Genomic DNA, 17,729 nt, shown 5'->3' on the forward strand with positions numbered 1-17,729 from the left:
ATTGCATATGACTGAACAGCGCCCGATTGCGGTCCTGGGGGGCGGAAGTTTCGGTACCGCCGTGGCTAACCTGCTGGCCGAGAATGGTCACCCGGTGCGCCAGTGGATGCGTGACCCGGAGCAGGCCGAGGCCATCCGGGTCAACCGCGAGAACCCGCGTTACCTCAAGGGCATCAAGATCCGCCCGGAAGTGGAACCGGTGACTGACTTGCAGGCAACCCTGGAGGGCAGTGACCTGTTCTTCGTCGCCTTGCCGTCCAGCGCCTTGCGTTCGGTGTTGGCGCCCCATGCCGAGCGCTTGAGCGGCAAGCTGTTGGTGAGCCTGACCAAGGGCATCGAAGCCCAGACCTTCAAGCTGATGAGCGAGATTCTCGAAGAAATCGCGCCCAAGGCCCGGATCGGTGTGATCTCCGGGCCGAACCTGGCACGGGAAATCGCCGAGCACGCCCTGACCGCCACGGTGGTCGCCAGTGAAGATGAAGAGTTGTGCCAACGGGTCCAGGCCGCATTGCATGGCCGCACCTTTCGGGTCTACGCCAGTGCCGACCGTTTCGGTGTGGAACTGGGCGGGGCGCTGAAAAACGTCTATGCCATCATCGCCGGCATGGCGGTGGCGCTGGGCATGGGCGAGAACACCAAGAGCATGCTGATCACCCGTGCGCTGGCGGAAATGACCCGTTTTGCTGTCAGCCAGGGCGCCAATCCGATGACCTTCCTGGGGCTGGCCGGCGTGGGCGACCTGATCGTCACCTGTTCCTCGCCCAAGAGCCGCAACTACCAGGTCGGTTTTGCCCTCGGCCAAGGCTTGAGTCTTGATGAGGCCGTGTCGCGCCTGGGTGAAGTGGCCGAAGGGGTCAATACCCTCAAAGTGCTCAAGGCCAAATCCCAGGAGGCGGGGGTGTACATGCCGCTGGTCGCCGGGCTGCACGCGATTCTGTTCGAAGGGCGCACGCTCGAGCAGGTGATCGAGCTGTTGATGCGTGGCGAACCGAAGACCGACGTCGATTTCATTTCCACCAGCGGTTTCAACTGAACCGCTATTGACCGCAAGCAGGAGCGAGCCATGAACGATCCGCAAGGGCAACCCCAATACGAATCCATCCTGCTGCGTGTGCTGTGGATGGTGATTTATCTGCTGGTCTGGCAGGTGGCGCAATTCATCCTCGGTGCCGTGGTGCTGGTGCAGTTGATCTATCGGCTGATCTACGGCGCGCCCAGTGCCGGCCTGATGAATTTCGGCGACAGCCTGAGCCAGTTCCTGGCCCAGATCGGCCGTTTCGGTACTTTCCACAGCGACCAGAAACCCTGGCCGTTCGCGGACTGGCCGACTCCGCGCACGCCGGAAGGTGAAGCCCCTCATACCGTGGCGCCGGCCCCGCATCCCGTCCGGGACGAGGAACCGAAGCTATGAAACTGTGGGTGTTGCGTCACGGTGAGGCCGAGCCCCATGGTGTCCGTCCCGATCCGGAACGGGTCTTGACGGTGCACGGTCGCGAGGAGGTGTTGCGCAGCGCCGGGCGGTTGATGGGCGAGCCGTTGCGGGCCATCTACGCCAGCCCTTATGTGCGTGCCCAGCAGACTGCGCAACTGGTGCGCGAAGCACTGGGTTTCGAACCTGAACTGATCACGGTCGATTGGCTCACGCCGGAGACCCGACCGGCGGATGTGCTAAGGCACCTGGAGGACCAGGACGATGTGCTGCTGGTCAGCCACAACCCATTGGTGGGCAGCCTGCTGGGTTTACTGCAGCACGGCCATCTGCAACGACCCGAGCAAGTGCAAACCGCCGGCCTGGCCGAGCTGGAAGGCGACATGCCGCTGGCCGGGGCGATGACGCTCAAGGGCATCAGGCACCCCTGAATGGCGCGGTTGCAGGACTGGCAAAACAACAATCACACAGGAAGGCAACGATGAGTCTGTGGCGCACCACCCCCGACATCAAGAAACTGAACGACGCTGGTAAAAACACCATCAGCGAAGTGCTGGACATTCGCTTCGAATCCTTCGACGACGAATCCCTGACCGCCAGCATGGTGGTCGATCAGCGCACCCACCAGCCGTTCGGCCTGCTGCACGGCGGTGCTTCGGTGGTGCTGGCCGAAACGGTCGGTTCCATGGCCGCCTATCTCTGTGTGGATGCCAGCAAATTCTATTGCGTGGGCCTGGAAATCAACGCCAACCACCTGCGCGGCGTGCGCAGCGGCCGGGTGACGGCCACGGCCCGGATGGTCCACCTGGGTCGCACCACCCAGGTCTGGGACATCCGTCTGGTCAATGACGAGGGCAAGGTCAACTGCGTGTCGCGCTTGACCATGGCAGTGGTGCCGCTGGGCGAGCAACCGCCGGCGCGTTGAAACTCTTGTAGCGGGTGGGAGGCCCTTGTGGCGAGGGGATTTATCCCCGCTGGGGTGCGCAGCGCCCCCAAACCAGTCGACTCGGTCAACCTGGCACACCGAGTCGCCTGATTTCAGGGCTGCTTCGCACCCCGGCGGGGATAAATCCCCTCGCCACATTGGCCAGTGCTCATAGTTTCATAAACCCCATAGCCCAACCCCGACTGTCATCATTCCTGTCAGTTACGGTCATTGCCGCGCCGTCGGCTAGTGCGCAGAATCAGTCCCAGTTTCTTCAACGGATCGGCTGTCATGTCGCAACAGATATTTTTCGCCCACGCCAATGGTTTTCCTTCGGCCACCTACGGCAAGCTGTTCGCTGCCCTGGCGCCGCAGTACCAGGTCGCGCATCTGGAGTTGCACGGTCATGACCCGCGTTTCCCGGTGGACGATAACTGGCACAACCTGGTGGACGAACTGATCCATCACCTGGAACAGCAACCGGCGCCGGTATGGGGCGTCGGGCATTCCCTGGGTGGTGTCCTGCACCTGCACGCGGCGTTGCGTTGCCCACAGCTGTATCGCGGCGTGGTCATGCTCGATTCGCCGGTGCTGACCCGTACCGACCAATGGGTGATCCTGGCCGCCAAGCGCTTGGGTTTCATCGACCGCCTGACCCCGGCTGGTCGGACCCTGGGGCGGCGTGAGGAGTTCGCTGACCTGGCGTCGGCCCGAGAGTATTTTGCCGGCAAGACCCTGTTCCGCGGTTTTGACCCGGAATGCTTCGACGCCTACCTGCAACACGGCTTGCAACAAGTCGGCGACCGATTGCGGCTGCGCTTCGACCCCGCCACCGAAATCAGCATTTACCGTGGCGTGCCGCACACCAGCCCAGGGCGTCCCCGTAAGCTCAAGGTGCCGCTGGCGGTGGTACGTGGCCGGCAGAGTCGCGTGGTGATGCGCCATCACACCCGCTCGGTGGGGCGCATGCCCCATGGTGAGTCCCTGAGCATGCCCGGCGGTCATATGTTCCCCCTCGAACGTCCACAGGACACGGCCAACCTGCTCAAGAACCTGTTCCAGCGTTGGGAAGGGCGCAGCGCATGAGTGTGGTCGAGGAAGTTCGCCTGAGCCTGCCTCACATCGAGCTGGCGGCCCACTTGTTCGGCCCGGAAGACGGGCTGCCGGTGATTGCCCTGCACGGTTGGCTGGACAACGCCAACAGCTTCGCCCGCCTGGCGCCCAGGCTCGAGGGCCTGCGAGTGATTGCCCTGGACATGGCCGGCCACGGTCACTCCGGGCATCGACCAGCCGGTGCCGGCTATGCCCTCTGGGACTACGCCCATGATGTGCTGCAAGTCGCCGAACAACTGGGCTTGAAGCGTTTCGCCCTGTTGGGGCATTCCATGGGCGCCATAGTGTCGCTGGTGCTGGCCGGCTCCCTGCCGGAACGGGTGACGCACCTGGGCCTTATCGACGGGGTGATTCCTCCTACAGCCAAAGGCGATAACGCCGCTGAACGCATGGGCATGGCCCTGCAGGCGCAGCTGGATTTGCAGCAAAAACGCAAGCCAGTCTACAAAACCCTCGACCGGGCCATCGAGGCGCGGATGAAGGGGCTGGTGGCGGTCAGCCGCGAGGCCGCCGAATTGCTGGCCCAACGCGGTCTGATGCCGGTGCCCGGGGGCTATACCTGGCGCACCGACAACCGCCTGACCCTGCCATCGCCCCTGCGCCTGACCGATGAACAGGCCATGGCGTTCGTGGCGCGGGTCGCTTGTCCGGCGCATCTGGTGGTGGCAGCCGACGGCATGCTGGCCCAACACCCGGAGCTGCTGGAGCGTCTACCCTTCAGTCATGAGCAGTTGCCCGGCGGCCATCATCTGCACCTGAACGACGAGGCCGGTGCCACGCTTGTAGCAGACTGTTTCAATCGGTTCTTCACCGTTCCTTGACTTGCGCCGGGCAACTGTCGAGGCTGGGCGGGTTGAAAGGGAGACAACCATGACAGACCTCTGTTTAGCAGCCGCGCGGTGCATCGACGATGCCCGTTGCGTCCACGCGTCCCAGGCCAAGCCGATCCAATGAAAGTATCCGTTCACTCACTCGTCCTGCTGGTGCTGGCCTGCCTCAGCCCGGCGTCGTTCGCCGTCGATGTGCCGGGCAGTCGCGACCTGGAGCGCGTGCCGCGCATGCCCGACGCGCAGATTGTCGATTATCGGCAAACCAGCGACCTGGAACGCGTCTACCCCATGGGCTCGATCCGCAAGATCAGCGGTCAGCTGCGTTTTGACGGGCAGGTCGATGCCCGTGGCAATGTCACGTCGGTCACGTACGAACTGCCACCGGAACATTCCGCCACCCAGGCTTTTACCGCAGCGCGCGAAGCGTTGCAGAAACAGGGTGCCGAGCTGTTGTTCTGGTGCCAGGCCCGCGATTGCGGCGAAAGCAGCCTGTGGGCCAACGACGTCTTCGGCAATGCCAAGCTCTATGGTGCCGACAGCGGCCAGGCCTTCCTGTTGCTGCGCCTGGCGCCGCCGGCGGACAACACGTTGATTGCGCTGTATGCCATCACCCGCGGCAATCGCAAGGCCTACCTGCATGTCGAGCAGTTCGAGGCGAACGCAGCGCTGGGGGACTTGCTGCCGACATCGGCCACGCTGCTGCGCCAGCTCAAGGACACTGGGAGCCTGGATTTGCCGCGTCTTGCCGATGGGCCTGACGACACCTGGTTGCGCCTGTTGTCCCGGGCGCTGAACCTGGACACGGGCCTGCGGGTCAGTATTGCCGGCCCCAGGGCCGAGGACTGGCTCGAGGCTCTGGCGGGCCAGGGTGTCCGGGCGGCGCGGATGGAGACCGCTAGCGGCGAAGCGGTGGGATTGCACCTGGAGTTGCTGCGCTAAGCTGTCTCGGGGCAGCGGGTTTCACCATGTTGCCTCGGTCCTGTTCATTTTTTCGAGACCCTACATGCTCAATAACGATCGGCTGTTGGTGCAGATCCTGCTCCTGGTGTTGTTCGGCGCAAGCCTCTGGGTCATGGCGCCGTTCTGGTCGGCGCTGTTCTGGGGCGCGGTGCTGGCTTTCGCCAGCTGGCCGCTGATGCGCCTGCTGACCCGCTGGGTCAATGGCCGCGAATCCCTGGCGGCGGCGTTGCTGACGGTGGGCTGGATGCTGCTGGTGGCGGTGCCGCTGGTGTGGTTGGGTTTCAACCTGGCCGACCATGTACGCGATGCCACGGCGTTCATCAAGGACGTGCAAGTCGATGGTCTGCCGGAAGCCCCGACCTGGTTGGCCGGCGTACCGTTGGTGGGCGAGCGGCTGGTGGGCATGTGGAACAGTATCGACCAGCAGGGCGCGGCGATGATGGTGTCCATCAAGCCGTACCTGGGGCAGGTCGGCAACTGGCTGCTGGCCCGCAGTGCGCAGATTGGCGGCGGCATTCTCGAGCTGACTCTGAGCATCGTGTTCGTGTTCTTTTTCTATCGCGACGGTCCGCGCCTGGCGGTGTTCGTCCACGGCTTGCTGGAGCGTCTGATTGGCGACCGTGCCGGTTACTACATCGAGCTGGTGGCCGGTACGGTGCAGCGGGTGGTCAACGGTGTGATTGGCACCGCGGCGGCCCAGGCCGTACTGGCGCTGATCGGTTTCCTGATCGCCGGGGTGCCGGGCGCGCTGGTACTGGGTATCGTCACCTTCCTGCTGAGCCTGATCCCCATGGGGCCACCCCTGGTCTGGATCCCCGCCACGGCGTGGCTGGCGTGGAAGGGGGAGTACGGGATGGCGGTGTTCCTCGGCATCTGGGGCACGTTCATCATCAGTGGCGTGGACAACGTGCTCAAACCCTACCTGATCAGCCGTGGCGGAAACCTGCCCTTGGTCATCGTGCTGTTGGGGGTGTTCGGCGGGTTGATCGCCTTCGGCTTCATCGGCCTGTTCATTGGTCCGACTTTGCTGGCGGTGGCGTACAGCCTGTTGACGGACTGGAGCAAAAGCCAGGCGCGATAACCCACCCCAGAGGCAAGCACAAACCTTTGTGGCGAGGGGATTTATCCCCGCTGGGTTGCGAAGCGACCCCAAAAACTGCCGGCTCGTTCAGCCTGACACTCCGGGTCGTCTGATTTTAGGGCTGCTGCGCAACCCAGCGGGGATAAATCCCCTCGCCACAAGTGAGTTTCAATCCAGCCTTGCCGGTGAATCAGGTTGCCACGTTCAGGTGTTTACCCACGGTGGCGACGTTATCCAGCGAGTATTGCCGGCTGAGGTTGGCGATCATTCTGTTCAACGCTTCGCTGACATTGGCCTGTTCGGTGGAGCTGTCGCTGCGGCGACCGGCCTGCAAGGCGCTGTTGAATTCGTCGCTACTGACGCCACCGCTGCTGTCGCTGTCGAGTGCTTCCATCAGCATCGCGCTGGTGTCGGTGCTCGTGGACGTACCGTTGCTGGCCTGCAAGGCGCTGCTCAGTTCGCTGGCGGTGACGGTGGCGTCGCCATCGGCATCGAGCTGGCTGAACAGCTCTTCACTGGAGGCCTGTTGCGGTGGTGGCGGTGGCGCAAGGCTGGCGGCGAGTTCGTCGAGGCTAACAGTGCCGTCCTCGTTCTTGTCCAAGGCCGAGAACACTTGCTGGCTGTCGGCATCGCTGTCCGTGCTGGCCAGGCCGTTGCTCAACTCATCGCTGCTGACCACACCATCACCGTCGGTGTCCAGGACGCTGAGCAGTGCATCGGCCAGTTCGGCATTCGGCGCCTGGTCTCGTGGCGGCGGAGGTGGCGGCGCCATTGCGGCCATTTCCTCGCCGCTCAGGTCACCGCTGCCGTCACTGTCCAAGTCGCCGAAATTGTCGCTCAGGCTGACCAGGATGCCATCGTCGCTTTTTTGCGACAGGGCGGTGCTCAACTCTTCCTGATTGACCGAACCGTCGCCGTCACTGTCGAGCTTGCTCAGCAGTTCCTTTTGAAACTGCTGGCTGCGGGCACTGCTGGTTGCGGTACTGCTGGTGCTGGTATAGGTCGAGTAACTGCTGACACTACCAATCATGGGCGCTCTCCTTGGGCTGGGATAGCCGGTGGGTGCACCGGCTTAGGCAGCCTCGGCGGGGTAGTTGTCGTGGGTATGTGGAGTTTGTACCGGTGGCTGTACAAAACCTTCAGATCGACGCTCCCACAGGTAATAGGTGTGTTCTCACGTACGGGGCAGGCTGATCACCGCCGTCAACCCACCCCCCGGTGTCTCTTCCAGGGTCAGTTGCCCGCCCAGGCGTTCGGCGGCTTCCCGGGCGATGGTCATGCCCAGGCCGACGCCCCCGGAGTTGCGGTTGCGCGAACCTTCCAGGCGATAGAAGGGCTCGAACACGGCTTCGCGTTTGTCCGCGGCAATACCGGGGCCATGGTCGATGACCCGGATCAGAACCCGTTGAGGCTGGTCCTCCAGGGTAATCTTTGCATGGCCGGCGTAGCGCAGGGCATTGTCGATGAGGTTGTTGAGGCACGAGCGCAGCGCCATCGGTTGCACCTGCAACGGGGGGCAGGTGCCGCTGACCTGCACATCGGCACCCTGGTCCTGGGCGTTTTCGCTCAACGATTCCACCAAGGCCTGCACATCCATCCATTGCAGCTCTTCACTGGTGCGCTGTTCGTGCAAGTAGGTGAGGGTGGCATCGAGCATGCCGATCATGTCGTCCAGGTCCTGGCGCATCTGGCCTTGCAGCTTGATGTCATCGATCTGCTCAAGGCGCAGCTTGAGCCGCGAAAGCGGGGTGCGCAGGTCATGGGACACGGCACCGAGCATGCGTGAACGTTGCTGCACTTGCTCGCGGATCCGCTTCTGCATCAGGTTGAACGTATGCGCCGCCTGGCGTGCCTCACGGGGCCCTTTTTCATCCAGCGGCGGGCTGTCGAGGTTTTCGCTCAGGCGCTCGGCCGCCTCGCTCAGGCGCTGGATTGGTCGGGTCAGGAGTTTGGCGCCGTACCAGGCCGCGACGATCAGGAACACGAATTGAAAGGTCAACGGCACCACCGGGCCACCGAACCAGGGACGTGGTGGACGGTTGGGGGGCGGGCCGTATCGCGGAGGGGCTTCGCCTTGTTGGTTCATGCCAGGTGGCGGTCCGGGTGGCGGCTGGTCGTAATGGAAAAACCAGGCAAAGGCCAACAGGTGCGCCAGGACAATCGCCAGCAGGAGCACGCCAAACAGGCGGCCGAACAGGGAGTCCAGGCGCAGTCGCATCAACCGATGTCCCGGGCGTCGAACAGGTAGCCTTCACCGCGCACGGTCTTGATCAATTGGGGGGCCTTGGGGTCGTCGCCCAGCTTCTGGCGCAGGCGTGATACAAGCAGGTCGATGCTGCGATCGAAGGCCTCGATGGAGCGCCCGCGAGCCGCGTCCAGCAGTTGCTCGCGGCTGAGCACCCGGCGCGGTCGTTCGATGAAAACCCACAGCAGGCGGAACTCGGCGTTGGACAGCGGCACCACCAACCCATCCACGGAGATCAGCTGGCGCAGCACGCTGTTGAGCCGCCAGTTGTCGAAACGGATATTGGCCCGCTGCTCGGTGCGGTCGTCGCGCACCCGACGCAGGATGGTCTGGATACGCGCCACCAGTTCCCTGGGTTCGAACGGCTTGGCCATGTAGTCATCGGCGCCAAGCTCCAGGCCGATGATGCGGTCGGTGGGCTCGCAGCGAGCGGTGAGCATCAGGATCGGGATGTCCGATTCGGCGCGCAGCCAGCGGCACAGTTGCAGGCCGTCTTCACCCGGCAGCATCAGGTCGAGCACGACCACGTCGAAGTGCTCGGCCTGCATCGCCTGGCGCATCGCCGCGCCATCGCTCACGCCGCTGGCCCGTATGCTGAAGCGGGCCAGGTAATCGATCAGCAGCTCGCGGATCGGCACGTCGTCATCGACGATCAGCGCGCGGGTACTCCAGCGCTTGTCATCGTCGGATACTTTTTGCTCGTCAGAATTTGCAACAGGGGTGTTCTGCATGGATGCATCATCTGCCAGGTAAGCTGCCAACCGCAAAGCAGGCGGCGAGGTTGAGGCTTCAGCATAGGCTTCGTGCCGCGGGGCGTGAAGCGCTGAAAGGACGGGGTGCGGCGCCAGACGGTAGCGTGCCTGCGTGTTGCGCGCATGTCATGAATGTATCGGCTTCGACACAAAGTCCGGTATCGTCCATGCTGCTCTGGACGCGATGATGATTTACCGATCATCGGGTCCCGCACGGGCGCTGGTTCCGCTACAATGCGCGCCGATTTCGACTTGCCTGAGAGCCCGCTCATGTCCGCCTGCCAGACGCCCATTATCGTCGCCCTGGATTTCCCTACCCGTGACGCCGCCCTGAAGTTGGCCGACCAGTTGGACCCTAAACTCTGCCGGGTCAAAGTCGGCAAGGAACTGTTCACCAGTTGCGCTTCGGAAATCGTCGGGACCTTGCGTGACAAGGGTTTCGAAGTATTCCTGGACCTGAAATTCCACGATATCCCCAACACCACCGCCATGGCCGTCAAGGCTGCCGCGGAGATGGGCGTGTGGATGGTCAACGTGCATTGCTCCGGCGGCCTGCGCATGATGGCGGCCTGCCGCGAAGTGCTGGACCAGCGCAGTGGGCCGAAACCGTTGTTGATCGGCGTGACCGTGCTGACCAGCATGGAGCGCGAGGACCTGGCCGGGATCGGCCTGGACATCGAGCCTCAGGAGCAGGTGCTGCGGCTGGCGGCGCTGGCGCAGAAGGCTGGCCTGGATGGCTTGGTCTGTTCGGCCCTGGAAGCCGGCGCCTTGAAAGCGGCCCATCCGTCGCTGCAACTGGTGACCCCGGGGATTCGCCCGGCGGGCAGCGCCCAGGACGACCAACGTCGCATCCTGACCCCGCGTCAGGCACTGGATGCAGGGTCCGATTACCTGGTGATCGGCCGTCCGATCAGCCAGGCGGCTGATCCGGCCAAGGCGTTGGCGGCGGTCGTGGCCGAACTGGCCTGACCAAACCCTGAAGATCCCTTGTGGGAGCGGGCTTGCTCGCGAAGGCGGTGTGTCAGTTGGCATAAATGGCGCCTGACACACCGCCTTCGCGAGCAAACCCGCTCCCACAGGTGTCTTGTGACTAGACCTTCAATACCAGTTTCCCGAAATTCTCCCCACTGAACAATTTGGTCAGTGTCTCGGGGAACGTCTCCAGCCCTTCGACGATGTCTTCCTTGCTCTTGAGTTGCCCCTTGGCCATCCAGCCGGCCATTTCCTGCCCGGCGGCGGCGAACTGCGCGGCGTAGTCCATGACCACGAAACCTTCCATGCGCGCCCGATTGACCAGCAGCGACAGGTAGTTGGCGGGGCCCTTCACCGCTTCCGTGTTGTTGTACTGGCTGATGGCGCCGCAAATCACCACGCGGGCCTTGAGGTTCAAACGGCTGAGCACGGCGTCGAGGATGTCGCCCCCGACGTTATCGAAATACACATCCACGCCCTTGGGGCATTCGCGCTTGAGGCCGGCGTGGACGTCTTCGTTCTTGTAGTCGATGACGCCGTCGAAGCCCAGCTCATCGATCAGGAACTTGCATTTATCGGCTCCGCCAGCGATGCCCACCACACGACAGCCTTTGATCTTGGCGATCTGCCCGGCAATGCTCCCCACCGCCCCGGCGGCACCCGACAGCACCACGGTCTCGCCGGCCTTGGGCGCGCCGACGTCCAGCAAGGCGAAATAGGCCGTCATGCCGGTCATGCCCAGCACGGACAAATAACGTGGCGGCGGCGCCAGTTTCGGATCGACCTTGTAGAAACCCCTTGGCTCGCCGAGGAAATAATCCTGCACACCCAACGCACCGTTGACGTAGTCCCCGACCGCGAACCCCGGGTTGTTCGAAGCGATCACCTGGCCGACACCCAATGCCCGCATCACTTCGCCGATGCCGACCGGCGCAATGTAGGACTTGCCCTCGTTCATCCAGCCGCGCATGGCCGGATCCAGGGACAGGTATTCGTTCTTTACCAGGATCTGGCCGGCTGCCGGCTCGCCCACCGGGACTTGTCGATAGGTGAAAGTTTCGCGGGTCGCCGCGCCTACCGGGCGCTTGGCGAGCAGGAACTGGCGATTGGTCTGGGCAGTCATGGCTGGCACTCAAGATGAATGGAGTCTTGTTGATAGACCTTCGAAGCATTTGCCGCAAGGTTTGCTGATCCAGCGAATGCAGTTCGATCCAACCCAGTGATAGTTCGCCCAGGGGCGTTATCACTGGCGCCCATGAATGCTCAAACGGCAATTGGATAGTGCTGCCGCGTCATCGGGACCTGTGACTAGACTGGCGGCATCCCCCGCATTCTTCGAGGAACAGACAATGAGCATGACGTTTTCCGGACAGGTCGCCGTGGTCACTGGCGCAGCCGCAGGCATTGGCCGCGCCACGGCGCTGGCGTTCGCGGCCGAGGGCCTGAAAGTGGTGGTGGCCGACCTGGACGTGGCGGGCGGCGAGGGTACGGCGCAGTCGATTCGGGAGGCGGGCGGCGAGGCGGTATTCGTGCGCTGCAACGTGACGTTGGAAAGCGATGTACAGCATCTGATGAACGAAGTGATCAATACCTACGGTCGCCTCGATTATGCCTTCAACAACGCCGGGATCGAGATCGAGAAGGGCAAGCTGGCCGATGGCACTGTCGATGAGTTCGACGCGATCATGGGGGTCAATGTGAAGGGCGTCTGGCTGTGCATGAAGTATCAGTTGCCATTGCTGCTGGCCCAGGGCGGCGGCGCGATCGTCAATACGGCCTCGGTGGCTGGTTTGGGAGCGGCGCCGAAGATGAGTATCTATGCCGCGTCCAAGCATGCGGTGATCGGCCTGACCAAATCGGCCGCCATCGAGTACGCAAAGAAGAAAATCCGTGTGAATGCGGTCTGTCCGGCGGTGATCGATACCGACATGTTCCGTCGTGCCTATGAGGCGGACCCGAAAAAAGGCGAGTTCGCCAATGCCATGCACCCGGTGGGGCGTATTGGCAAAGTCGAGGAAATCGCCAGTGCCGTGCTGTATTTGTGCAGCGATGGCGCAGCGTTCACCACGGGGCACTCCCTGGCGGTGGACGGCGGGGTCACGGCTTTCTGAGGACGGTCTGCCAAGGTTGTAGGAAATAGCCCGCACTGGTTGCGGGCTTTTTCTTGGGCGGCGCGAAAGTTCTTGGAAGGGACCATCAATGTGTTTCAAAGAGTGAGAATCAGCGGTTTTGATGATGTTGTCTTACATCGTCTGGCGGCGGCCTGTGCTTAACTGTTTCCGGAAATAAAACAAACGCTTAGGAGCTTGGTTACTCATGGAATTGAGAATCGACCGACAGGCCCTGGTGCCCGTCGTGCAGCAGATTGTCGATGGGCTGGCGGGCTGGATCCGACAGGATGCGGTGCAACCGGGGACTCGGCTGCCATCCGTCCGCCAACTGGCGCGGGAGAACCTGCTCAGCCAGTCCAGCGTCAATGAAGCGTGCGAACGCCTGGTCGCCCAAGGCCTGTTGGCGTCCCGCCATGGTTCCAGTTTCTTTGTCGCACCACCCCCTTCGCCCGTGCACGAGCCCACTGATCAGAATCGACAGCCAGACACGCTTGCCGATGGGGGTGACAGCGCGCAATGGGAATTGAAGCTGGGATGTGGCGGGTTGCCCGAGAGCTGGCGTGAAAGTGATGACCTGGGCTATGCGATCCGTCAGGTCACCCGTACCGACATGGCGGGGTTGTTCAACTACAGCACGCCGTTGGGGCTGCCCGCCCTACGCGAGCAACTGTCCAGGCGCCTGAAACAATTCAGTATCGAGGCCGATAAAAACCGGATCCTGACCACCACCGGGGCGACCCATGGGTTGGACCTGATCGTACGGACACTGTTGCCGCCAGGCTCCTGTGTGATGGTGGAGAGTCCCGGCTATTCAAACCTGTTCGACCTGCTCAAGTTGCACAAGATCGACATGATCGAACTGCCCAGGACTCCGCGCGGCCCGGACGTCGATGCGCTGCAAGAGCTGCTGGCGATGCACCGGCCCACAGCGCTGTTCGTCAACAGCGCCTGCCACAACCCGACCGGCAGCAGTCTGGCTCCGGCCGTCGCTCAACGGCTGCTGCAACTGACGAAGGAGCACGCCGTGCTGGTGATCGAAGACGATGCTTATGGCGACTTCCAGAGCTCGGCACGGACCCGGCTGGCGGCGCTGGATCCCGATGTGGTCTACGTGGGCAGTTTCTCGAAAACCCTGAGCAGTTCCTTGCGCGTCGGTTTCGTGGTGGCCGGGCCATCCATCATCGCGCAACTGAGCGAGGTCAAGGGCATTACCAGCATGGGTGGGTCGCGGTTCTGTGAGTCGGTCCTTGCCTGTCTCCTGGCCAATGGGGCCTATCGCAAGCTGGTCCAGCGCCAGCGCCAGCGTCTGGGCGCCGATATGGCGGTGTTGTTACAGGTATTGGAGGACGCCGACTGGGAGGTCTTTGGCAAACCGGCCGGTGGGCTTTTCATCTGGGCAAGACCGCCATTGTGTGACTACGCTGGAGTACAGCGTCTGGCCAAGCGGTTCGGCGTGCAGCTGTCTTCGCGTACTGCGTTCAGTCCTTCGGGCGCCAACAGCGACTGGCTACGGATCAACGTGGCCTATGCCCGTGACCCCAGGGCGCAGGCATTCTTTCGGGCCACAGCTCTGGATCGACCTCGAATGTCCTGAAAACGACGTGGCTGTAGCTTTTTGCCATTATTCCGACGCCAGCATCTTGTGTTGCAGGGCGTCTCGTTGCGAATCTGCAATCAACACACACTGGCAGAGGACTGAGCGCAATGATTTCGGCCGTGCAAGGACGTTTTGCCAACCTGGGTATGGCAAAGAAACTGGGTATCGGGTTTGTCCTGGTGTTGCTGCTGACCGCCGTGGTCGCGGCCATCGGTGTCTGGTCCCTGCAGACCATCAGCTATCGCTTCGACGGCCTGAAACAGATGTCGTCCCTCAACAGCGGATTGCTCAAGGTCCGGCTGCTGGAGCAGGAATACGCCTCGCGTTCCGACCCCAAGACCGCCGATGCCCTGCGCCAGGGTGTCGATGGGCTGGTGGTCCAGGCGAACGAACTCAAGGTGCAGTCGGCTGCCAACGTGCCGGTGATGAACGACGTGGAGCAGGCGCTGGCCGCGTATCGCAAGGCGTTCGACGAATTTGTCGGGTTGAGCCAGAGCAAGGACCTGGCGCTGGAAATGGCCAGTTGGTCGGTGTCCAGCGTCGCCAATAACCTGGATGTGTTGCAGGCCGGGCTGGCGGATGACGGCGCCTATACCTTGAAAGACACCGAAGGCAAGGAGGGGGCCGAATTCATCGAGCAGGCCAACCAGGTCAGCGAAGTGTCGCGGTTGATGTTGCAAGCCATGAATGAAGCGCGGGTCCGCCTGGACCAGAGCCGCAAGGGCAATGTCGAGGGCGCCGGGCAAGGCAGCATCGAACAGGCCGAGCAGGCGATGAAACTGGCCGAAGCACTCAAGACCACCGTCAAGGACCCGGGCTACCAGACCGTGCTCAATGAAGTGGCCGGGCATATTGGCGGTTTCAATGATCAACTGGCCGAATACACCGGCCTGTTGGCAAAGGAAAAAGTCGTCTACCAGCAACTGCACGAGCGCGCCGCCCAGGTGGTGGAGCGGGTGGACCAGGCCTTCAGTGCCGAAGACCATGCCATGCAGGCCGAACTGAAGAAAAACTCGCTGCTGATCATCGGTTCGTCGGCCTTGGCGTTGCTGGTGGGATTGATCGCGGCGTGGGTCATCACCCGGCTGATCGTGACGCCGTTGCGCAGTGTCATTCGTGTTGCCCAGCGGATTGCGGCGGGCGACTTGAGCGCCACGGTCGAAGTGACGCGCCGGGACGAAATTGGTCAGTTGATGCAGGCGATGCAACAGATGGGCGAGGGGCTGAGCAGTATCGTCAGCGGCTTGCAGGCCGGTATCGAGCAATTGGCCAACTCGGCCCAGTCGCTGTCGGCCGTGACTGAACAGACCAATCTGGAAGTCAGCAGCCAGAAAGAGGAAACCGAGCAGGTCGCTACGGCGATGAACCAGATGACGGCCACGGTGCATGACGTGGCGCGCAACGCCGAAGAAGCGGCCCAAGCGGCCCAGACCGCCGACGACAAGGTCGAAAGCGGCCAGCAGGTGGTGCGTCAGAGCATGGTGCGCATCGAGCAGTTGGCCGATTCGGCCACCTCGGCCAGCTCCAGCATCGAAAGCCTCAGCGCCGAGATCCAGAATATCGGCACGGTGTTGAGTGTGATCAAGAGCGTGGCCGAGCAAACCAACCTGTTGGCGCTCAATGCCGCTATCGAGGCCGCCCGGGCCGGGGAGCAGGGCAGGGGCTTCGCGGTCGTGGCCGATGAGGTGCGGGCGTTGGCCAAGCGCACGCAACAGTCCACCGAGGAAATCGAACGCCTGGTGAGCGCCTTGCGATCAGCGGCCCAGGCTTCCGTGCAGCAGATCCAGAGCAGCGGCGAGTTGGTGAAAATGGCGGTCAGCGATGCACTGCAGACCGAAAGCGCCTTGGGTAGTATTGCGGCAGCGGTGTCCTTGATCCAGCAGATGAACCAACAGATCGCGGCGGCGGCCGAGCAGCAGAGTTCGGTGGCCGAAGAGATCAATCGCAGTGTCACCAGCATTCGCGCCAGCGCCGATCAATCCTCCCTGGCGATGCGTGGCAATGCCGCTTCCAGCATCGAGCTGGCGCAGTTGGGGGTTGAGCTGAAAGGGATGGTGGGGCATTTCAGGTTGTGATGGAGCCGCGGGAGCAGCCGTGGCGAGGGGATGGGATAAATCCTCTCGCCAGGAAGGGGAAGGCTTGATAGCCCGGCCCGAGTATCAGTCGTAGACCTTTTTCTTCTTCCACTCGTCGTTCATTTCGTCGTCCTTCAAGCCTTCGGTCAACTGGTTGACCTCGCCTTCGACCGGCTGGGTACTGGCCAGGACCTGGGCATTGGCGCGGGCCAGGAGCTTCTCCAGGTAGGCCAGTTGTTCGGCGTAGACCTGTGGTTCCTGTTGCTTGCGCAGGTATTGCACGCCGCGCTCGAAGGCCAGGCGAGCCTGTCCAGGCTGCTCCTGCTGTAGGGCTTGCTGGCCGAGATTATTGAAGAATTCGATGTGCAGCAGCACCAGGATATGTCGTACTTCACGAATCCAGCGCTTGGCTTCGTTAGGCGGCAGGAAACCGTCCTGGGCGGCGCGGGTGATCTGGCCATGCAAGGCCTCGAGCAGGAAACGTACGTCCTTGGCCTTGGCTTCGGTCTGGATCGGCGCCGGCGGATTGTTCACCGGGATCGATTCACCCTGGGCGGCCAATGCACTCAGCTCGTCCAGGCGTGCCTTGACCGCAGAGTTGGTTTTTTCCAGGTTCAGCAAGCGCTGGCAGACATTCATCTCAAGGCGCGTCATCAACAACTTCAGGGCAGGCGTCATCAACTGCCCGGGGAAGGTTTCGGTGAGTTCGCCACAGCGGCGCATCCGGTCGTTGAGTTCTACCTTGGTGCGGGCCTTTTCCAGCTTGTTGTTCTCCACCACGTGGTTCATGTAGCCAATGGCGATCAACAGGGCGATCCCGGCTACGACGAGCAGGGTGATCATGAGTGGTGTCACCGGTAAGACCTCTTTATTAGGGTACGCATGTCATGAGTGTAGTGGCTTGGCTTTTAAGCGCATAGGCCCGAGCGACGCGATTAGACGGGCGTCGTGCTGTTTATAGGAAGCACAACCGGGTGAATGCACATTGCCATCATTTGCCGGACACGACTATAGCGCCCCGGCGGGTGACAGAATATAGGCGCCAGAGACTGGACGAGCAAAATGTCCGGATCCGTCCCTTAAACAGGGCGAAGTCATTGATTTAAATAAATTTATATCTGGGGGTTGACGACCCTTCAATCCATCCATAGAATGCGCGCCACTTACAGCGTAAAGCACTCAGCCAAACACTGTAAGCAGTGAATGTTGTACGTGTGTCCCCTTCGTCTAGTGGCCTAGGACACCGCCCTTTCACGGCGGTAACAGGGGTTCGAGTCCCCTAGGGGACGCCAATGCGGGAATAGCTCAGTTGGTAGAGCACGACCTTGCCAAGGTCGGGGTCGCGAGTTCGAGTCTCGTTTCCCGCTCCAATTTTAAACAGCGTTGCTTTCGGGCAAGGCTGAGTGAAACCAGAACCAACTCTTCGGATGCGGATCTGGGCACTGGAATACACACCATGTATTCCGGGCAGCGTGTCCCCTTCGTCTAGTGGCCTAGGACACCGCCCTTTCACGGCGGTAACAGGGGTTCGAGTCCCCTAGGGGACGCCATTTGCGGGAATAGCTCAGTTGGTAGAGCACGACCTTGCCAAGGTCGGGGTCGCGAGTTCGAGTCTCGTTTCCCGCTCCAAATTCAAAAG

General features: G+C 62.2%; 17 protein-coding genes, 4 tRNA genes and 1 pseudogene. 17 read left to right on the top strand and 5 right to left on the bottom strand.

Features of this window, described 5'->3' with window-relative positions; all coding sequences use genetic code 11:
- Positions 1-7: 7 nt before the first annotated feature.
- The 8 genes from AC30D9_RS22160 to AC30D9_RS22195 all read left to right on the top strand — a co-directional run bounded on the left by AC30D9_RS22160 (position 8) and on the right by AC30D9_RS22195 (position 6,338).
- The gene (locus AC30D9_RS22160) at positions 8-1,033 is read left to right on the top strand and encodes an NAD(P)H-dependent glycerol-3-phosphate dehydrogenase (RefSeq protein ID WP_307574005.1); all 1,026 of its coding nucleotides are present in this window, start codon (positions 8-10) and stop codon (positions 1,031-1,033) included.
- Between the two features lie 30 nt (positions 1,034-1,063).
- Positions 1,064-1,411 carry a DUF4389 domain-containing protein gene (locus tag AC30D9_RS22165; RefSeq protein ID WP_134925303.1) on the top strand — a complete coding sequence of 116 codons (348 nt, stop codon included), beginning with the start codon at positions 1,064-1,066 and terminating at the stop codon, positions 1,409-1,411.
- A complete protein-coding gene (gene sixA / locus AC30D9_RS22170; protein WP_134925302.1) occupies positions 1,408-1,860 on the top strand; it encodes a phosphohistidine phosphatase SixA in 453 nt (150 codons plus the stop codon). The genes AC30D9_RS22165 and sixA overlap by 4 nt, the downstream gene beginning before the upstream one ends.
- Positions 1,861-1,910: 50 nt before the next feature.
- Complete coding sequence (locus tag AC30D9_RS22175) at positions 1,911-2,354, top strand: hotdog fold thioesterase (protein ID WP_490144845.1); 444 nt, start codon at positions 1,911-1,913, stop codon at positions 2,352-2,354.
- 291 nt (positions 2,355-2,645) lie between these two features.
- Positions 2,646-3,440 carry an alpha/beta fold hydrolase gene (locus AC30D9_RS22180; RefSeq protein WP_134925300.1) on the top strand — a complete coding sequence of 265 codons (795 nt, stop codon included), beginning with the start codon at positions 2,646-2,648 and terminating at the stop codon, positions 3,438-3,440.
- A complete protein-coding gene (locus AC30D9_RS22185; protein ID WP_490144846.1) occupies positions 3,437-4,288 on the top strand; it encodes an alpha/beta hydrolase in 852 nt (283 codons plus the stop codon). The genes AC30D9_RS22180 and AC30D9_RS22185 overlap by 4 nt, the downstream gene beginning before the upstream one ends.
- Positions 4,289-4,417: 129 nt before the next feature.
- Positions 4,418-5,236 carry a DUF4892 domain-containing protein gene (locus AC30D9_RS22190; RefSeq protein ID WP_490144847.1) on the top strand — a complete coding sequence of 273 codons (819 nt, stop codon included), beginning with the start codon at positions 4,418-4,420 and terminating at the stop codon, positions 5,234-5,236.
- Between the two features lie 64 nt (positions 5,237-5,300).
- Complete coding sequence (locus AC30D9_RS22195; RefSeq protein WP_307573999.1) at positions 5,301-6,338, top strand: AI-2E family transporter; 1,038 nt, start codon at positions 5,301-5,303, stop codon at positions 6,336-6,338.
- A gap of 190 nt (positions 6,339-6,528) precedes the next feature.
- Here the strand turns inward: AC30D9_RS22195 and xopAW are convergent, their stop codons facing one another.
- The 3 genes from xopAW to AC30D9_RS22210 form a co-directional block, all read right to left on the bottom strand.
- Positions 6,529-7,368, bottom strand: coding sequence for a XopAW family type III secretion system calcium-binding effector (gene xopAW, locus AC30D9_RS22200; protein WP_490144848.1), 840 nt, complete (start codon positions 7,366-7,368; stop codon positions 6,529-6,531).
- A gap of 144 nt (positions 7,369-7,512) precedes the next feature.
- Positions 7,513-8,556, bottom strand: coding sequence for a sensor histidine kinase (locus AC30D9_RS22205; protein WP_134925295.1), 1,044 nt, complete (start codon positions 8,554-8,556; stop codon positions 7,513-7,515).
- The gene (locus AC30D9_RS22210; RefSeq protein ID WP_134925294.1) at positions 8,556-9,314 is read right to left on the bottom strand and encodes a response regulator; all 759 of its coding nucleotides are present in this window, start codon (positions 9,312-9,314) and stop codon (positions 8,556-8,558) included. Before AC30D9_RS22210 ends, AC30D9_RS22205 begins: the two co-directional genes overlap by 1 nt.
- Positions 9,315-9,605: 291 nt before the next feature.
- Here AC30D9_RS22210 and pyrF point away from each other — a divergent pair, with 291 nt between their 5' ends.
- A complete protein-coding gene (gene pyrF / locus AC30D9_RS22215) occupies positions 9,606-10,304 on the top strand; it encodes an orotidine-5'-phosphate decarboxylase (protein WP_167659345.1) in 699 nt (232 codons plus the stop codon).
- 121 nt (positions 10,305-10,425) lie between these two features.
- Here the strand turns inward: pyrF and AC30D9_RS22220 are convergent, their stop codons facing one another.
- Entirely contained in the window at positions 10,426-11,430 is a 1,005-nt protein-coding gene (locus AC30D9_RS22220; RefSeq protein WP_490144849.1) for an NADP-dependent oxidoreductase, read from the bottom strand.
- Between the two features lie 226 nt (positions 11,431-11,656).
- Between AC30D9_RS22220 and AC30D9_RS22225 the strand changes: the two genes are divergently transcribed.
- The 4 genes and pseudogenes from AC30D9_RS22225 to AC30D9_RS22240 all read left to right on the top strand — a co-directional run bounded on the left by AC30D9_RS22225 (position 11,657) and on the right by AC30D9_RS22240 (position 16,090).
- The gene (locus tag AC30D9_RS22225) at positions 11,657-12,418 is read left to right on the top strand and encodes an SDR family oxidoreductase (RefSeq protein ID WP_307573993.1); all 762 of its coding nucleotides are present in this window, start codon (positions 11,657-11,659) and stop codon (positions 12,416-12,418) included.
- 205 nt (positions 12,419-12,623) lie between these two features.
- Positions 12,624-14,012 carry an aminotransferase-like domain-containing protein gene (locus AC30D9_RS22230; protein ID WP_134925290.1) on the top strand — a complete coding sequence of 463 codons (1,389 nt, stop codon included), beginning with the start codon at positions 12,624-12,626 and terminating at the stop codon, positions 14,010-14,012.
- Between the two features lie 992 nt (positions 14,013-15,004).
- Positions 15,005-15,229: pseudogene (locus AC30D9_RS22235) on the top strand (HAMP domain-containing protein); the annotation flags it as partial.
- On the top strand, positions 15,227-16,090 hold the full coding sequence (locus tag AC30D9_RS22240; RefSeq protein ID WP_490144942.1) for a methyl-accepting chemotaxis protein: 864 nt from the start codon (positions 15,227-15,229) through the stop codon (positions 16,088-16,090). The pseudogene AC30D9_RS22235 and the gene AC30D9_RS22240, both read left to right, overlap by 3 nt.
- An 84-nt stretch (positions 16,091-16,174) precedes the next feature.
- Here AC30D9_RS22240 and AC30D9_RS22245 read toward each other — a convergent pair whose 3' ends face one another.
- Positions 16,175-16,933 carry a hypothetical protein gene (locus AC30D9_RS22245; protein WP_134925288.1) on the bottom strand — a complete coding sequence of 253 codons (759 nt, stop codon included), beginning with the start codon at positions 16,931-16,933 and terminating at the stop codon, positions 16,175-16,177.
- Positions 16,934-17,306: 373 nt separating this feature from the next.
- Between AC30D9_RS22245 and AC30D9_RS22250 the strand changes: the two genes are divergently transcribed.
- From AC30D9_RS22250 to AC30D9_RS22265, 4 genes are all read left to right on the top strand, one after another.
- Positions 17,307-17,382: transfer RNA gene (locus AC30D9_RS22250), tRNA-Glu, on the top strand.
- 2 nt (positions 17,383-17,384) lie between these two features.
- A tRNA-Gly gene (locus AC30D9_RS22255) sits at positions 17,385-17,460 on the top strand.
- A gap of 104 nt (positions 17,461-17,564) precedes the next feature.
- A tRNA-Glu gene (locus tag AC30D9_RS22260) sits at positions 17,565-17,640 on the top strand.
- 3 nt (positions 17,641-17,643) lie between these two features.
- Positions 17,644-17,719, top strand: a tRNA-Gly gene (locus AC30D9_RS22265).
- Positions 17,720-17,729: the final 10 nt, after the last annotated feature.

The organism is Pseudomonas sp. DF11 (assembly GCF_058148565.1).

Coding starts and splice junctions, on each gene's coding strand:
- AC30D9_RS22160 (WP_307574005.1), top strand. CDS start 8: ATGACTGAACAGCGCCCGATTGCGGTCCTGGGGGGCGGAAGTTTCGGT.
- AC30D9_RS22165 (WP_134925303.1), top strand. CDS start 1,064: ATGAACGATCCGCAAGGGCAACCCCAATACGAATCCATCCTGCTGCGT.
- sixA (WP_134925302.1), top strand. CDS start 1,408: ATGAAACTGTGGGTGTTGCGTCACGGTGAGGCCGAGCCCCATGGTGTC.
- AC30D9_RS22175 (WP_490144845.1), top strand. CDS start 1,911: ATGAGTCTGTGGCGCACCACCCCCGACATCAAGAAACTGAACGACGCT.
- AC30D9_RS22180 (WP_134925300.1), top strand. CDS start 2,646: ATGTCGCAACAGATATTTTTCGCCCACGCCAATGGTTTTCCTTCGGCC.
- AC30D9_RS22185 (WP_490144846.1), top strand. CDS start 3,437: ATGAGTGTGGTCGAGGAAGTTCGCCTGAGCCTGCCTCACATCGAGCTG.
- AC30D9_RS22190 (WP_490144847.1), top strand. CDS start 4,418: ATGAAAGTATCCGTTCACTCACTCGTCCTGCTGGTGCTGGCCTGCCTC.
- AC30D9_RS22195 (WP_307573999.1), top strand. CDS start 5,301: ATGCTCAATAACGATCGGCTGTTGGTGCAGATCCTGCTCCTGGTGTTG.
- xopAW (WP_490144848.1), bottom strand. CDS start 7,368: ATGATTGGTAGTGTCAGCAGTTACTCGACCTATACCAGCACCAGCAGT.
- AC30D9_RS22205 (WP_134925295.1), bottom strand. CDS start 8,556: ATGCGACTGCGCCTGGACTCCCTGTTCGGCCGCCTGTTTGGCGTGCTC.
- AC30D9_RS22210 (WP_134925294.1), bottom strand. CDS start 9,314: ATGCAGAACACCCCTGTTGCAAATTCTGACGAGCAAAAAGTATCCGAC.
- pyrF (WP_167659345.1), top strand. CDS start 9,606: ATGTCCGCCTGCCAGACGCCCATTATCGTCGCCCTGGATTTCCCTACC.
- AC30D9_RS22220 (WP_490144849.1), bottom strand. CDS start 11,430: ATGACTGCCCAGACCAATCGCCAGTTCCTGCTCGCCAAGCGCCCGGTA.
- AC30D9_RS22225 (WP_307573993.1), top strand. CDS start 11,657: ATGAGCATGACGTTTTCCGGACAGGTCGCCGTGGTCACTGGCGCAGCC.
- AC30D9_RS22230 (WP_134925290.1), top strand. CDS start 12,624: ATGGAATTGAGAATCGACCGACAGGCCCTGGTGCCCGTCGTGCAGCAG.
- AC30D9_RS22240 (WP_490144942.1), top strand. CDS start 15,227: ATGGGCGAGGGGCTGAGCAGTATCGTCAGCGGCTTGCAGGCCGGTATC.
- AC30D9_RS22245 (WP_134925288.1), bottom strand. CDS start 16,933: ATGATCACCCTGCTCGTCGTAGCCGGGATCGCCCTGTTGATCGCCATT.